General features: G+C 73.1%; 15 protein-coding genes. 6 read left to right on the forward strand and 9 right to left on the reverse strand.

Translation table 11 applies throughout. From position 1 onward, the window contains the following. Positions 1–37: 37 nt before the first annotated feature. Together ACE1OA_RS29500 and ACE1OA_RS29505 are read right to left on the reverse strand one after the other, a co-directional pair. Entirely contained in the window at positions 38–244 is a 207-nt protein-coding gene (locus tag ACE1OA_RS29500) for a DUF5999 family protein (protein WP_147977010.1), read from the reverse strand. Positions 245–589: 345 nt separating this feature from the next. Next, the gene (locus ACE1OA_RS29505; protein ID WP_356602586.1) at positions 590–1,186 is read right to left on the reverse strand and encodes a hypothetical protein; all 597 of its coding nucleotides are present in this window, start codon (positions 1,184–1,186) and stop codon (positions 590–592) included. 481 nt (positions 1,187–1,667) lie between these two features. Between ACE1OA_RS29505 and ACE1OA_RS29510 the strand changes: the two genes are divergently transcribed. Together ACE1OA_RS29510 and ACE1OA_RS29515 are read left to right on the forward strand one after the other, a co-directional pair. Continuing rightward, positions 1,668–3,167, forward strand: coding sequence for a glutamate-cysteine ligase family protein (locus ACE1OA_RS29510; protein WP_432753620.1), 1,500 nt, complete (start codon positions 1,668–1,670; stop codon positions 3,165–3,167). Positions 3,168–3,302: 135 nt separating this feature from the next. Continuing rightward, the gene (locus tag ACE1OA_RS29515) at positions 3,303–4,115 is read left to right on the forward strand and encodes a CPBP family intramembrane glutamic endopeptidase (protein ID WP_432753621.1); all 813 of its coding nucleotides are present in this window, start codon (positions 3,303–3,305) and stop codon (positions 4,113–4,115) included. 99 nt (positions 4,116–4,214) lie between these two features. On the opposite strand, the gene ACE1OA_RS29520 is transcribed toward ACE1OA_RS29515, so the two are convergent. Further along, positions 4,215–5,024 carry a PhzF family phenazine biosynthesis protein gene (locus ACE1OA_RS29520; RefSeq protein ID WP_356602580.1) on the reverse strand — a complete coding sequence of 270 codons (810 nt, stop codon included), beginning with the start codon at positions 5,022–5,024 and terminating at the stop codon, positions 4,215–4,217. A gap of 190 nt (positions 5,025–5,214) precedes the next feature. After that, a complete protein-coding gene (locus ACE1OA_RS29525; protein WP_384875120.1) occupies positions 5,215–5,604 on the reverse strand; it encodes a VOC family protein in 390 nt (129 codons plus the stop codon). Between the two features lie 99 nt (positions 5,605–5,703). Between ACE1OA_RS29525 and ACE1OA_RS29530 the strand changes: the two genes are divergently transcribed. Further along, entirely contained in the window at positions 5,704–6,315 is a 612-nt protein-coding gene (locus ACE1OA_RS29530; protein ID WP_356602576.1) for a PadR family transcriptional regulator, read from the forward strand. Between the two features lie 130 nt (positions 6,316–6,445). Here the strand turns inward: ACE1OA_RS29530 and ACE1OA_RS29535 are convergent, their stop codons facing one another. Both ACE1OA_RS29535 and ACE1OA_RS29540 read right to left on the reverse strand, forming a co-directional pair. After that, positions 6,446–6,874, reverse strand: a complete 429-nt coding sequence (locus tag ACE1OA_RS29535; RefSeq protein WP_356602575.1) for a type II toxin-antitoxin system Rv0910 family toxin — start codon at positions 6,872–6,874, stop codon at positions 6,446–6,448. An 86-nt stretch (positions 6,875–6,960) separates the two neighbouring features. Beyond that, positions 6,961–7,170 carry a hypothetical protein gene (locus tag ACE1OA_RS29540; RefSeq protein ID WP_356602573.1) on the reverse strand — a complete coding sequence of 70 codons (210 nt, stop codon included), beginning with the start codon at positions 7,168–7,170 and terminating at the stop codon, positions 6,961–6,963. A 196-nt stretch (positions 7,171–7,366) separates the two neighbouring features. On the opposite strand from ACE1OA_RS29540, the gene ACE1OA_RS29545 reads away from it, so the two are divergent. Together ACE1OA_RS29545 and ACE1OA_RS29550 are read left to right on the forward strand one after the other, a co-directional pair. Beyond that, positions 7,367–7,969: a Clp protease N-terminal domain-containing protein gene (locus ACE1OA_RS29545; RefSeq protein WP_432753622.1), complete on the forward strand. Its 603-nt coding sequence runs from the start codon at positions 7,367–7,369 to the stop codon at positions 7,967–7,969. 41 nt (positions 7,970–8,010) lie between these two features. Further along, positions 8,011–8,991 carry an EamA family transporter gene (locus ACE1OA_RS29550; RefSeq protein WP_356780488.1) on the forward strand — a complete coding sequence of 327 codons (981 nt, stop codon included), beginning with the start codon at positions 8,011–8,013 and terminating at the stop codon, positions 8,989–8,991. 57 nt (positions 8,992–9,048) lie between these two features. Here the strand turns inward: ACE1OA_RS29550 and ACE1OA_RS29555 are convergent, their stop codons facing one another. Both ACE1OA_RS29555 and ACE1OA_RS29560 read right to left on the reverse strand, forming a co-directional pair. Beyond that, positions 9,049–9,696 carry an FMN-binding negative transcriptional regulator gene (locus ACE1OA_RS29555; RefSeq protein ID WP_386544377.1) on the reverse strand — a complete coding sequence of 216 codons (648 nt, stop codon included), beginning with the start codon at positions 9,694–9,696 and terminating at the stop codon, positions 9,049–9,051. A 10-nt stretch (positions 9,697–9,706) separates the two neighbouring features. Further along, positions 9,707–10,369: a pyridoxamine 5'-phosphate oxidase family protein gene (locus tag ACE1OA_RS29560; protein ID WP_386544380.1), complete on the reverse strand. Its 663-nt coding sequence runs from the start codon at positions 10,367–10,369 to the stop codon at positions 9,707–9,709. Between the two features lie 35 nt (positions 10,370–10,404). Here ACE1OA_RS29560 and ACE1OA_RS29565 point away from each other — a divergent pair, with 35 nt between their 5' ends. Further along, positions 10,405–11,736, forward strand: coding sequence for an aminotransferase class I/II-fold pyridoxal phosphate-dependent enzyme (locus tag ACE1OA_RS29565; RefSeq protein WP_432753623.1), 1,332 nt, complete (start codon positions 10,405–10,407; stop codon positions 11,734–11,736). A gap of 73 nt (positions 11,737–11,809) precedes the next feature. On the opposite strand, the gene ACE1OA_RS29570 is transcribed toward ACE1OA_RS29565, so the two are convergent. Next, positions 11,810–12,877: a DMT family transporter gene (locus ACE1OA_RS29570; RefSeq protein WP_386545137.1), complete on the reverse strand. Its 1,068-nt coding sequence runs from the start codon at positions 12,875–12,877 to the stop codon at positions 11,810–11,812. Positions 12,878–12,912 lie beyond the last annotated feature (35 nt).

The raw sequence follows: 12,912 nt of genomic DNA on the forward strand, positions 1-12,912 counted from the left end.
GCGCGGTGGCTGCCGTGCGCGGCGGTGACGTGGGGGATCAGGCGGCCTGGGCCACCTGGCCCGCCGTCAGCGGGCGGTGCGGGGCGATGATCTGCCCGTCGGGCAGCAGTTCACCGGTGTCCTCGAAGAGCAGGACGCCGTTGCACAGCAGGCTCCAGCCCTGCTCGGGGTGGTGTGCCATCAGACGGGCCGCCTCCCGGTCGGCGGAGTGGGCGGTCGGGCAGGCGGGCTGGTGCTGGCACATGGATGGGTTCTTTCGCTGTGTCGTGGTGTGTGTCCTGCGGCTCGACGCGGTGCTCATGGCCGCTCCCCGTGGTCGGTTCGGTTGGTCCAGTCTTCCCCTACGGACGTCGATCCGCAGGGATTTCGCGGCAGCTCTTCCTACTGCATGAAGACGTATCACCCGCCCGGGCGGTTCAAGTCAACTGGGCCATCTCTTCGGGTGGTTCGTTATGGCCCTGGTGGGCTAGTCCGTCCGGGGGGAGGCGTTCGAGGCGTACGTTCGGCGCCTGTGTTCGACGTGCCGGGCGCAGAACAGTGCCCCGCGACGCGGACCGGTCGCGGGGCTCGGGGCTCTCGGAGTGACGGCTCAGGCCGGCGCCGGAGTGCCGAACAGCGGCGGTGGCGCGAGCCGCAGGGTCAGGACCGGCAGCAGGTCGGCGACCCGGTGCGGCAGATGGGCGGCGATCCCCGGCGGCGCGGGCGCGAGCGGGATGAGCAGGTCCGCGGGGTCGGGTGCGGAGGTGCCGTCCGCGGCGGTGTCGCCGTGCAGCCACAGCGTCAGCATGTACAGCTCCGGTACCGACAGCAGGCGCGGCTGGTACGGGGTGGCCAGCGTCTCGGCCTGGAGCAGGGCGCGTTCGGTGGCCGTGACGTAGGGCCCTTCGAAGAAGTGCGAGAAGGTCCAGCCGTCCGGGGTGAGCATGGTGTCCGCCGCGGCGACGGCCCGCTCGGGTCCCCGGATCAGGAAGCGCCAGCCGACGAGCCTGGTGCGCGGTGCGTGCCCCGGCGGGACGACCTGGTCCCGTACGTCGAGGACGTGGACGGGCAGGGGCAGTTCGGGGCTCAGCGGTCCCTGGGCGGACCGGAGGGCGGGCGTTCGCGCCTCGCGGACGGCGGTGGGGGAGCCGAGCGCGGCGAGGACACTGCGCAGTGCCGGCGCAGGGGCCGGGGAGGGTCGGAGCATGATGGGTCGCCTCTCACTCAGGAGACACGGTGTTGCGTGGGCAGGTACGACGGCGCTGTCGGCTGCCGGGCCGGAGGGGAGTCAGGATCCACGGCCGGGCGCCAACACTCTGCCTCGTTCGCGGAGTTTATACGACACGTGTTCACACGATGTTTCCGCTAGCCGTCGCCGATATTGCGGACAAGGCTTCATCCGGCCTTATTTCTACCGCGATTCCGAGGATTTATGAAGAGTGCGCGTCGCCTGCCTGCGACGCTGCCCGCACGGCGGACGGCCGGTTCACGACCCTTACTTCCGGGCTCGTATGACTCCGGAATATGTCCATTGTCGAGTGCCTGTGGAATGTGCCCGCCGGATGCTTCTCCCAGCCTACCGTCGAAGAGGGGTGTCGCACAGACGTTATGGATCAGTCGGCCGGGGCATCATCGTCCGTGACGCGCGGCCGTCGCCGCAGCCGCCGGAATCGAGGAGGGACGCTTCCATGGGGGAGAAGGTCGTGGCAGACGGGTTCGGCCTGTCCGATCGGCAGAGGTACCGCAGGAAGCTCCAGCAGTGTCTGGCGGGACTCGCGAGGCTTCTGGCGGAGAAGAGGTTCGACCGGCCGCAGAATCTGATGGGCCTGGAGATCGAACTCAATCTCGCGGGATCGGACGGTATGCCGCGCATGGTCAATGCGGCCGTGCTCGACCGGATCGCGAGTACGGATTTCCAGACCGAACTGGGAATGTTCAACCTCGAAGTTAACATCGCCCCGCACCGCATCGGCGGCCGGGTTTTCGACCGGCTCGCCGAGGAGCTCCGGATCGGTCTGGGATATGCCGATCGCAAAGCCCGGGAAGTCGATGCCGGCGTGGTCATGATCGGAATTCTGCCGACGCTCGCGCAGGGCGATCTCGTCTTCGAGAACCTCTCGGACGTGGACCGCTACACGCTTCTCAACGATCAGATCGTCGCCGCCCGGGGCGAGGACTTCGCCCTCGACATCCAGGGGGTGGAACGGCTGACCTGCACGTCGACCTCGATCGTGCCCGAGGCGGCCTGCACGTCCGTCCAGCTGCATCTGCAGGTCACCCCGGGCCGGTTCGCGTCGGTGTGGAACGCCGCGCAGGCCGTGACCGCGGTCCAGACGGCGGTCGGGGCCAACTCGCCCTTCCTCTTCGGCCGTGAGCTGTGGCGGGAGTCGCGCCCACCGTTGTTCCAGCAGTCCACGGACACCCGGCCGCCGGAGCTCCAGGCGCAGGGCGTACGGCCGCGGACCTGGTTCGGCGAGCGCTGGGTGGACTCCGCGTACGACCTGTTCGAGGAGAACCTCCGGTACTTCCCGCCGCTGCTGCCGATCCTCGACGACGAGGATCCGCTGCGCGTCCTGGACGAGGGCGGTGTGCCGCGGCTGCAGGAACTCGTCCTGCACAACGGGACCGTGTACCGCTGGAACAGGCCGGTGTACGGATGGGTGGACGGGGTTCCGCACCTGCGGGTGGAGAACCGGGTGCTCCCGGCCGGGCCGACCGTCACCGACGTCGTCGCCAACGCCGCCTTCTACTACGGCCTGGTCCGCAGCCTGGCCGAGGAGACCCGTCCGGTCTGGAAGCGACTGCCGTTCGAGGACGCGGCCGCGAACTTCGACGCGGCCTGCCGGTACGGCATCGAGGCCGAGCTGCGCTGGCCCCGGCCGGGACGCTCGGGCGGCGTGGCGAGCGTCCCGGCCGTCCGGCTCGTCCTGGACGAGCTGCTGCCGCTGGCCGCCGCGGGCCTGGACGCCTGGCACATCGAACCGGCGGACCGGGACTTCTACCTGGGCGTGATCGAGGAGCGGTGCCGCCGACGGGTCAACGGCGCCTCCTGGCAGGCCGACACCTTCCACAAGGCGCTGGAGTCGGGACTGGACCGCGACGCCGCCCTGGCGGCGACGACCCGGCGCTACGCCGAGCTGATGCACGAGGGGGAGCCGGTGCACACCTGGCCGGTGGGCATCGACTGAGCAGGGCGCACGGCGGGGCGGGGGCGCCGGGCGACGTCCGGCGCTCTCTTGACGCGGATGACGGGACAGTCCTGAGGAATGGCGCCCGCGGCAGGCCGTCACGCATGATCTCCGTACCCGGAACGCGATGGGGAAATGGAGACAGGTGTGGTGTCGGATCAACGAGTGGTCGCCGATTCGTTTCCCCCCGAAGGGCTGCCGCGCAAGGTACTGCGGTCCGAGACGGCGATCGTGCTGGCGCTCTCCCTCGGGGCCAGCGGGGTGTCGGCCTGCATCAGCTTCATCGGGTCGCTGACCAAGCCCGGCGGTCTCAAGGAGCAGGCGGCCACGCTCAACGGCTCCTTCGCGCCCGGGCGGCCCTGGCTGGACCTGGCCTGGCAGTTGTTCAGCATCGCCTCGGCGCTGGTGCCGGTCGTCCTCGTCGCGCACCTGCTGATGCGCGAGGGCGCCGGAATGCGCTCGATCGGCTTCGACCGGACCCGGCCGTGGCCCGACCTGAGGCGGGGCGCGCTGGTCGCCGCCGGGATCGGCAGCGCCGGCCTCGCCTTCTACCTCGGGGCGCGGGCGGCCGGGTTCAACCTGACCGTCGTCCCCGAGGCGCTGCCGGACGTGTGGTGGAAGTACCCGGTGCTGATCCTGTCGGCGGTGCAGAACTCAGTGCTGGAGGAGGTCATCGTCGTCGGCTACCTGCTGCGCCGGCTCGGCCAGTTGGGCTGGACGCCGACGGCGGCGCTGATGGCGAGCGCGGTGCTGCGCGGCTCGTACCACCTGTACCAGGGGATCGGCGGCTTCGTCGGCAACATGGTGATGGGCGTCGTCTTCGTGTGGCTGTACCGCCGCTGGGGGCGCGTCGGCCCGCTGGTGGTGGCGCACGCGTTGCTCGACATCGTGGCCTTCGTCGGATACGGCCTGCTGGCGGGGAGGGTGGACTGGCTGCCCACCGCCTGAGGGCCGTCCGGCCGGTCCTTCGAGGACCGGCCGGCCACGAGGGCCGGGGAAGGGGCGTACGGCGGCGGCCGTACGCCCCTTCCGGCGTTCGCGGACGCCTCAGGCGTGCAGTTCGCCGTCGACGACGGTGACGGCGTGGCCGGTCAGCAGGGTGCGGTCGCCGCGCAGCCGGGTCCGCACGATGCCGGTGCGGGCGCCGCCCTGGAAGCCGGTCAGCTCGTCGCGGCCGAGGCGCGCGGACCAGAACGGGGCGAGCGCGGTGTGCGCGCTGCCGGTGACGGGGTCCTCGTCGATGCCGACGGCGGGGAAGAAGCCGCGCGAGACGAAGTCGTAGCCGCGATCGGGCTGTTCGGCGGCGGCGGTGGCGATGACGCCGCGCCGGGAGAGCCGGGTCAGGGCCGCGAAGTCCGGCGCCAGGGCGCGGACGGTCGCCTCGTCGCGCAGTTCCACCACGAGGTCGCCGACATGGGCGGCGGTGTCGTGCACCGAGACGACGTCCGCGCCCAGGGCCTTCTCCAGGCCCTCCGGCGTCGGGACGGCGGTCAGTGCCGAGGTGGGGAAGTCCATCGTGACGGTGCCGTCCTCGCCGGCCGTGGCGCTGAGGATCCCGCAGCGGGCGGCGAAGCGGACGGTCCCGGTCGCCCTGCCGGTGGTGTGGAGGACGTGCGCGGTGGCGAGCGTGGCGTGGCCGCACATGTCGACCTCGGTGGTCGGGGTGAACCAGCGCAGCGCCCAGTCGGCCTCGCCGCCGGCCGGCAGCGGGTGCGCGAAGGCGGTCTCGGAGAGGTTGACCTCGGCGGCCACCTTCTGGAGCCAGTGGTCGTCCGGGAAGGAGTCCAGGAGCAGGACCCCGGCCGGGTTGCCGGAGAAGGGACGGTCGGTGAAGGCGTCGACGATTCGAATCCGCATGTCCGGGACGCTACCGGGCCGGCGAAGCGGCGGGCCAAGGCCAATCCCGGGTCACTGGCCCCACGTGCCTGACTCGCCCCGGTGGACGTCGACCGTCGGTCACCGACCGCCCCCGCGCCACCGGGGCGGCGACCGCCGACGCGGTGACCGCCTGGAGCCGACGGCTCTCGCACGCGGGTGGGAGCGCCGGTCAGGCGAGGTAGTCCGCGCGCCCCTCGTCGTCGAGTTCGAAGGGACCGTCGGGGATGACGCAGAATTCGTTGCCCTCGGGGTCGGCCATCACCAGGAACCCGCCGTCGGCGTACTCCTCCAGCCGGCGCCCGCCGAGTGCCTCGACACGCTGCTGCTCGGCGACCGGGTCCGGTGAGCTGATGTCGAAGTGCAGACGGTTCTTGCCCGACCTGGGCTCGCCGCTCCGCTGGAAGCCCAGGCCGAGGCCCTTCTCGCGCCGCAGCCACACGTAGGGACCCATGCGGCCCACCACCGGCCTGCCGAGCAACTCGGACCAGAACGCGGCGAGCCGCTCAGGGTCGGTGGCATCGACGATGAGGGCGTTGATCTGCACTGGTGAGTCCGCCATGCCCTGATCCTCTCAACCCTTGGCAAACGAACAGTTCCGATATATCGTTGACGCATCGCGACAGATCAACGATGCATACCCGATGGAAGGAGCGTTGCGATGCGTTCACATGGACACGAACACGGACATGGCTACTGCGGACCCGGCCCTCGCGGTGACTTCGAAGGGCGGCGCGCCGCCTTCGGCCCCTTCGGGCCGGGATTCGGTGGCGGGCCCTTCCGGGGCGGACCGTTCCCCGGCGGCCGAGGTCACGGCGGCGGTGGCCGGGGGCGGGCGCGGCGCGGCGACGTGCGCGCCTCGATCCTGGCGCTGCTCAAGGACCGCCCGATGCACGGCTACGAGATGATCCAGGAGATCGGGGAGCGCAGCGGCGGGGCCTGGAAGCCCAGCCCCGGCTCCGTCTACCCGACGCTCCAGCTCCTCGAGGACGAGGGGTTGATCGTCAGTGAGAGCGAGGGTGGCAAGAAGCTGTTCACGCTCACCGACACCGGCCGCTCCGAGGCCGAGTCCGGCCCGGAGGCCCCCTGGGAGGAGGCCGGGCGCGGTGTCGACTGGGAGGCCGTGAACGAGATCCGGCAGGCCGGCTTCGGTCTGATGGAGGCGTTCGGGCAGGTCTGGAAGACCGGCAGCGCCGATCAGCGGCAGAAGGCCGTCGAGGTGATCAACGAAGCACGCAAGAAGCTGTACCTGATCCTGGCCGACGAGGGCTGAGCGGGTACGGCCGGACGGGCCCCGCGGCGATCCGCCGCGGGGCCCGTCGTCGTGTCGTCCTCGTGCCGTGCGCCCCTGCGTGCCGGCCCGCGGTGGCCGCGGTGTGGGCCGGCGGTCGGGGACGGTGCCGTCAGGTCACCAGGCCGGCGAACTTGCGCAGCGACTCGTTCAGCGCCGCCGTCGCCGAGTCCTTGAGCTTGGTCGCCATCAGCGAGACCGCGGCGCCGGTGAACTCCCCGTCGATCCGCAGGGTGGTGGCCTCCCCGTCCGGCGCGAGCGAGTAGCGCGTACCGACGTTGACCCCCATCGGGCCCTTGCCCCTGATGGCCAGGACGCGGACGGACTCCAGCTCCTCCACGGTCCAGGTCACCTCGGCCGGGAAGCCCATCAGCTTCATGTTCTCCGCGAAGGTGGCGCCGGTCTCGAGGGTGGCCGGGCCGCCGTTCGGGAAGCTGGTGTGGGTGGCGTTCCACTCCCCGTACGAGGCGAAGTCGGTCAGCTGCGCCCAGACCTTGTCGGCCGGTGCCTCGATCCGTGCCTCCGCGCTGACTTCGGCCATACGACCACCCCTTCACACGTTCACGCGTCCGCGTGTCCTCATGGGCCTTCGGTGTCGACGGAACGTAGCCGCACGGCCTCGAACATTCAATACTGATGAACCGTCAGGTCTTTGCCGTCCCCGGTCCACCAGATCCGCGCCGCGTCGAAACAGTCCGAGGCCCGCGGGCCCCGGCCCTCGTCGTGGCAGTGGAAAGCGGCCCAGAAGAGGTCGGCCGGCAGCGCTGTCCGTGGCGCGTACACGCGGTAGACGTACTGCCGCCCGTCGAGAGCGAGGAGGGCGACCATCCAGAACATGCCGGGAAGGCGAGACGGGAGGGGCCCGTGGTTGCGTACGGGGCGCGGCGCAAGGCGGCGCGCGCCCCCGGGGCCGGATCCGCGCGATCTCATCCCCAGGGAGGAGGAACCGCGCACCCGTGCCCGACTCCGGTGGGATGCGGACATGCTTCTCACCGGTGACGCCGTGGCCGCCGTGACCTGATGAGGTGGGAGGGTGCAAAGTCCCGTCCCTCACGTGCCCCGGCAGCCCACGACCTGGCAGCCCGCGGCGGCGCAGCCCGCTGCCCGGTACGTCGCGGCCCGGCGTGCGGAGATCGAGGCCAGGCTGACCCCGACGCTCGCGACCGTGGTCATGGGCGCCCGTCGCAGGGCGCTGCGCGACGGCGACCGGCAGATCGACACCGCCCACCTGCTGCACTCCCTCATCGAGTCCGACCCCGACGTCGGCACCGCCTTCGAGGGAGGTGGCCGGCTCGCCCGGGTGCTCGGCTACCTCGTCCAGCGGTCCATCGGGTACGGCCTGCGCTGGCAGGGCACCGTCGAAGAGGCCGGTGCCGAGTCCGGGCCGGGGGCCGAGGTCGTCCTGCCCGGCCGGCCCGCCGCCGCCCTGTCCGGCTGGTCGCCCGCCGCCGTGGCGGCGCTCGGCGCCGCCCGGGAGCGGGCCGTGCGACGTGGGGAGGCGCGCCCCCGCGGTCTCGACCTGCTCGCCGCGATCGCCGCCGACGCCGACTGCCGGGCGGTCGAGGTGCTCCGCCGGGCGGGCGTCGACGCGACCGCGCTGGCGGCCCGGATCGGGGAGCCGTCTCAACAGGTGTAACGGGGGTTACGCACCTGACGCCGTCCTGTCATGATGGCCTGATGCACGCGTCTCAGGGGAGAAGCGCCGGCCTGGGACTCGCCCTGGCCTCGGCCTTCGCATTCGGTGGTTCAGGTGTGGCGGCGAAGCCGCTCATCGAGGCGGGACTCGACCCGCTCCATGTGGTGTGGCTCAGGGTGGCCGGCGCCGCCCTTCTCATGCTGCCGGTGGCATGGCGCCACCGCGACCTCGTGCGCCGCAAGCCGGCGCTGCTCGCCGGCTTCGGCCTGCTCGCCGTCGCGGGCGTCCAGGCCTGCTACTTCGCCGCGATCTCCCGGATCCCGGTCGGGGTCGCCCTGCTCATCGAGTACCTCGCCCCGGCCCTCGTCCTCGGCTGGGTGCGCTTCGTCCAGCGCCGTCCGGTCACCCGCGCCGCCGCCCTCGGCGTCGTCCTCGCCGTCGGCGGACTCGCCTGCGTCGTGCAGATCTGGTCGGGCCTCGGCTTCGACCTGCTCGGCCTGGTCCTCGCGCTGGCCGCGGCCTGCTGCCAGGTCGGCTACTTCGTCCTCTCCGACCACGGCGGCGACGAGTCCGACGCCGCCGATCCCATGGGCGTCATCGCGTACGGGCTGCTCGTCGGCGCCGTCGTGCTCACCGTCGTGGCCCGCCCGTGGGGCATGGACTGGTCGGTCCTCGGCGGCAGCGCCGACATGAACGGCGGACACCTGCCCGCCTGGCTGCTGCTGGCGTGGATCGTGCTCGTCGCGACCGTCCTCGCCTACGTCACCGGGGTCGTCTCGGTGCGCCGGCTCTCGCCCGCGGTCGCCGGTGTCGTCGCCTGCCTGGAGGCGGTCGTCGCGACCGTCCTGGCCTGGGTGCTGCTCGGCGAGCACCTGGCGGCCCCGCAGATCATCGGCGGGGCGATCGTCCTGGTCGGCGCGTTCATCGCCCAGTCCTCGACGCCCAAGGCGCCGATGCCCGGGCCGGTGGCCGGCTCGGACCCCGTCCCGCGGGACGCCCTCACGTCCGCCGAGCGGACGTAGCTTCCCCCGCCGGGTCCCGGCCGCCGTCGTCCGGCGCACCGGGCCCCCGGCGGGCCCTCAGCCCGTGGGGGGACGGCGGCCCAGCTGGTGGGCCCGGGCGGCCTCGTCGCCCGGGCCCCGGCGCGCCGCGAGGCCCTCGGCGATCCGGTCCTGGACCGGCACCGCCTTGTGGTGGGCGTACTTGAACTTCGCCCGCACATCGGTGACGTCCAGGCGCAGCACCCGCAGGCCCGGCAGGAGCCGCCGGAAGGGCCCCTCGTCCGGCGCGACCGGTGCCGTGCCGCCCTCGGGCTGGAAGTGGGCGACCTGCCGGTTCAGCAGCTCCGCCTTCTCGGCCGGGTCGTCGACCACCTGCGCCGTGCAGCGCAGCTGGACGGCGGCGTAGAACGAGGTCGGCGTCCCGTGCGCGGCCGGGGCGCCCTCGGGTGCCGCCCAGGGGCCGGGGACGAACACGTAGTCGTCGACCACGCTCAGCAGCACGGTCGGGTCGGCCTCCAGGGCCGTCCACAGGGGGTTCGGGCGGGCGAGGTGGGCGAGCACCCGGCCGTACGGGCCGGGCTCGGCGTCGTACCGGAAGTGCATCGGCTGGACCCATGGCGGCTCGCCGGGCAGGCCGTTGACGGCGAGCTGCCCGAAGTCGTGGCGGGCCAGCCAGTCCCGCCACGTGTCGGAGTCCTGTACGGCGTCCCAGGGGTGGATGAGCACGGCGTCACCCTCAGCCGGCGGGGAGGTAGTCGGGCAGGGCGACGGCCGGGGCGAGGTCGTCGGCCGGGATCGGCGTGCCGTACGTCCTGGCGACGGGGACCACCCCGGTCCAGTGCGGCAGCGCCAGGTCCTCGGGTTCGTCGTTCGGGCCGCCCGTGCGGAGCTTGGCGGAGACCTCGTCGAGGTCGAGCCGCAGGACGGCGGTCGCCGCGAGCTCCCTGGCGTTGGCCGGGCGGGAGTCGCGGGAGCGGCCCGGGACGACGTGGTCCACCAGTGCGTCGAGCGCGATCCGCAGCTCCTCGGGGTCGGTGACCTGGTGAGCCGTGCCGTGGACCACGACCGAGCGGTAGTTGATCGAGTGGTGGAAGGCGGACCGGGCCAGGACCAGGCCGTCGACATGCGTCACGGTCAGGCAGACCGGCAGTCCCGGTGCCTCGGTGCCGCGGCCCGCCATGCGCAGCGGCCGCGATCCGGTGGAGCCGTGCACGTAGAGGCGGTCGCCGATCCGCCCGTAGAGGGTCGGCAGGACCACGGGGGCGCCGTCGCGCACGAAGCCGAGGTGGCAGACGTAGGACTCGTCGAGTATCGCGTGCACGAGCGCCCGGTCGTAGGAGGCGCGGTCGCGGGACCGGGTGGGCACGGTCCGCTCGGTCGGCTCGTAGGAATCCGTCATTGCGCCCTCCATTGCACTAGTGCATAATCTGGTTTGTGCTAGGAGAGTATCGGATCGAGGGGCGCCGCGCATCGGAGATCGCCGCGAGTGTGGAGCGCGGGGTCGGCACGGGCGCGCTGGAGCCGGGCGGACTGCTGCCGCCCATGCGGGAGTTGGCGGTCACGCTCGGGGTGAACCCGAACACCGTCGCGGCCGCGTACCGGACCCTGCGCGAGCGGGGCGTCATCGAGACGGACGGGCGGCGCGGCAGCCGGGTGCGGGCCAAGCCGGCCACCACGACGCGCGGGTCGATCCGGGTGGAGGCCCCGGCCGGGGTGCGGGACGTGAGCCAGGGCAATCCCGACGCGGCCCTGCTGCCACCCCTGGGCGAGGCGCTCGCCGCGGCGGCGCGGCGGGAGTCCGAACGGCCCGGGATGTACGGGGAGGCCGCCGTGGACGCGGACTTCGCCCGGCTCGCTCGTGCCGCGCTGGACGCCGACGGCGTCCCTGACGGGCCCGTCGGCGTCGCCTCCGGCTCCCTCGACGCGATCGAGCGGGTGCTCGCCGTCCACCTCAGGCCCGGGGACGCGCTCGCGGTGGAGGATCCGGGCTGGGGGAGCCTGCTCGACCTCGTACCGGCGCTCGGCCTGCGGCCCGTCCCCGTCGCGGTCGACGACGACGGGCCGCGGCCGGAGGCGGTCGCCCGGGCGCTGCGGGAGGGCGCGCGGGCCTTGATCGTGACCGACCGCGCGCAGAACCCGACCGGCGCGGCCATCGGCGCGGACCGCGCGACCGCGCTGCGCCGGGTGCTCGGCGACCACCCGGACGTCCTGCTCGTCGAGGACGACCACGGGCACGGGTTCGTCGGTCTCCCGCTGCATCCGCTGGCGGGGGCGACGCGCCACTGGGCGATGGTGCGGTCGGTCGCCAAGGCGTACGGTCCCGACCTGCGCATCGCCGCCTTCACCGGCGATCCGCTGACCGTCGACCGGGTCCTCGGGAGGCAGCGGCTCGGGCCGGGCTGGGTCAGCCGGCTGCTCCAGCGGGCCGTCGTGCACCTGTGGACCACGGGAGCGGTGGACACACCGGCCGTGGCCCGCGCCTACGGGGAGCGGCGCGACGGACTCGTGCGAGCCCTGGAGCGACGCGGGATCGAGGCGCACGGGCGCAGCGGCATGAACGTCTGGGTGCCGGTCTCCGACGAGACCGGGGCGGTCACGCGCCTGCTCGCCGCCGGCTGGGCGGCGGCCCCGGGGGCCCGGTTCCGGATGGACGCCTCACCGGCGGTCCGGCTCACCGTCTCCGGGCTGGCACCGGCCGAGATCGACCGGCTGGCCGAGGCGGTCGCCGCCGCGGCGGGCCCGGCGCCCGCGCGCAGTTACGGCTGAGCGGCGTGCGGCGGCGGGGGAACGCCCGCCGCCGCACGCCGCGGCCCGTCCGCGGATCCACCCGCGGCGACGGTCACCTCGCCGGTGTCTCGCTCGCCGCGCAGGCGGCGAGTACGGGCTCCCGGGCGGCCGGGGGAGCGGCGGCGATCGGGGGTGCGGCGGCCGCGGGCACCGCCTCCGGCGCGCCGGCCGTTCGGCCCCGCTTCCGGCCGGAGGTCCGGGTCTGGGTGAGGGCCGCGCCCGCCAGCACGATCACCGCGCCGACCGGGGTGTTCCAGGTGAGCCGCTCGTCCAGCAGGGCGACGCCCGCCGCCGTGGCGATGACCGGGATGAAGTACGTGACCATCGCCGCCGTGGTGGGCCCCACCTCGTCGACCACGCCGTACTGGAGGAGCATCGCGTACCCCGTGCCCAGCGCCCCGAGGGCGATCACGGCCAGCAGGGGCAGCAGCTCGACGGAGGTCGGCAGCGAGGTGAACAGCGGGGTCACCACGGCCAGCTGCAGGGTGCCGAGCGCCACCTGGGAGCCGGCGAGGGACAGGTGGGAGACGCCGGTGCCGGCCAGGGTCCGGCGGACGTAGATCCAACCCACCGCGTAGCTGGCGGAGGCGAGCAGGGCCAGCGACGTGCCCGTGACGTCGAGGCCGGAGAAGCCCTGCCAGGCGCCGAGGACGGTCAGCACGCCGACGAAACCGATGCCCAGGCCCGCCGCCCGGACCCGGGTCGGGCGGTCCTCGGAGAGGGCGACCATCGACAGGACCATCCCCCACAGCGGGGTCGTGGCGTTGCAGATGCCCGCGAGCGTCGAGGGGATCGTCAGCTCCGCGTAGGCGAAGAGGGAGAACGGCAACGCGTTGAGCAGGAACGCGGCGACCGCGAGATGGCCCCAGGTGCGGGCGCCGCGCGGCAGGCGTTCGCGCTTAACGGCGATGGCGACGGCCAGCACGACCGTGCCGAAGAGGAGCCGGCCGAAGGTGACCTGGAAGGGCGCGAAGCCCTCGGTGCCGACCTTGATGAAGAGGAAGCTGAAGCCCCAGATCAGGGCCAGGACGCCGAAGCGGACACGCCAGTTCAGCATGCGCGGGAGGCGGGCCGCGCGTGCGGTGCGGGGGAGGGGCCGGGGCGGGGTGGCGGAGCTCATGCTCCTCAGGGTGACGCCTCGGATCTCTTAGAACA

This window comes from Streptomyces sp. JL2001, from assembly GCF_050917515.1.
Classification (GTDB): Bacteria; Actinomycetota; Actinomycetes; order Streptomycetales; family Streptomycetaceae; genus Streptomyces.

Bases quoted from the DNA above. Each gene is read 5' to 3' on its own strand.
- ACE1OA_RS29505 (WP_356602586.1), bottom strand. From the start codon at position 1,186: ATGCTCCGACCCTCCCCGGCCCCTGCGCCGGCACTGCGCAGTGTCCTC.
- ACE1OA_RS29540 (WP_356602573.1), bottom strand. From the start codon at position 7,170: ATGTTCTGGATGGTCGCCCTCCTCGCTCTCGACGGGCGGCAGTACGTC.
- ACE1OA_RS29515 (WP_432753621.1), top strand. From the start codon at position 3,303: ATGGAGACAGGTGTGGTGTCGGATCAACGAGTGGTCGCCGATTCGTTT.
- ACE1OA_RS29570 (WP_386545137.1), bottom strand. From the start codon at position 12,877: ATGAGCTCCGCCACCCCGCCCCGGCCCCTCCCCCGCACCGCACGCGCG.
- ACE1OA_RS29530 (WP_356602576.1), top strand. From the start codon at position 5,704: ATGCGTTCACATGGACACGAACACGGACATGGCTACTGCGGACCCGGC.
- ACE1OA_RS29510 (WP_432753620.1), top strand. From the start codon at position 1,668: ATGGGGGAGAAGGTCGTGGCAGACGGGTTCGGCCTGTCCGATCGGCAG.
- ACE1OA_RS29500 (WP_147977010.1), bottom strand. From the start codon at position 244: ATGTGCCAGCACCAGCCCGCCTGCCCGACCGCCCACTCCGCCGACCGG.
- ACE1OA_RS29560 (WP_386544380.1), bottom strand. From the start codon at position 10,369: ATGACGGATTCCTACGAGCCGACCGAGCGGACCGTGCCCACCCGGTCC.
- ACE1OA_RS29550 (WP_356780488.1), top strand. From the start codon at position 8,011: ATGCACGCGTCTCAGGGGAGAAGCGCCGGCCTGGGACTCGCCCTGGCC.
- ACE1OA_RS29520 (WP_356602580.1), bottom strand. From the start codon at position 5,024: ATGCGGATTCGAATCGTCGACGCCTTCACCGACCGTCCCTTCTCCGGC.
- ACE1OA_RS29525 (WP_384875120.1), bottom strand. From the start codon at position 5,604: ATGGCGGACTCACCAGTGCAGATCAACGCCCTCATCGTCGATGCCACC.
- ACE1OA_RS29535 (WP_356602575.1), bottom strand. From the start codon at position 6,874: ATGGCCGAAGTCAGCGCGGAGGCACGGATCGAGGCACCGGCCGACAAG.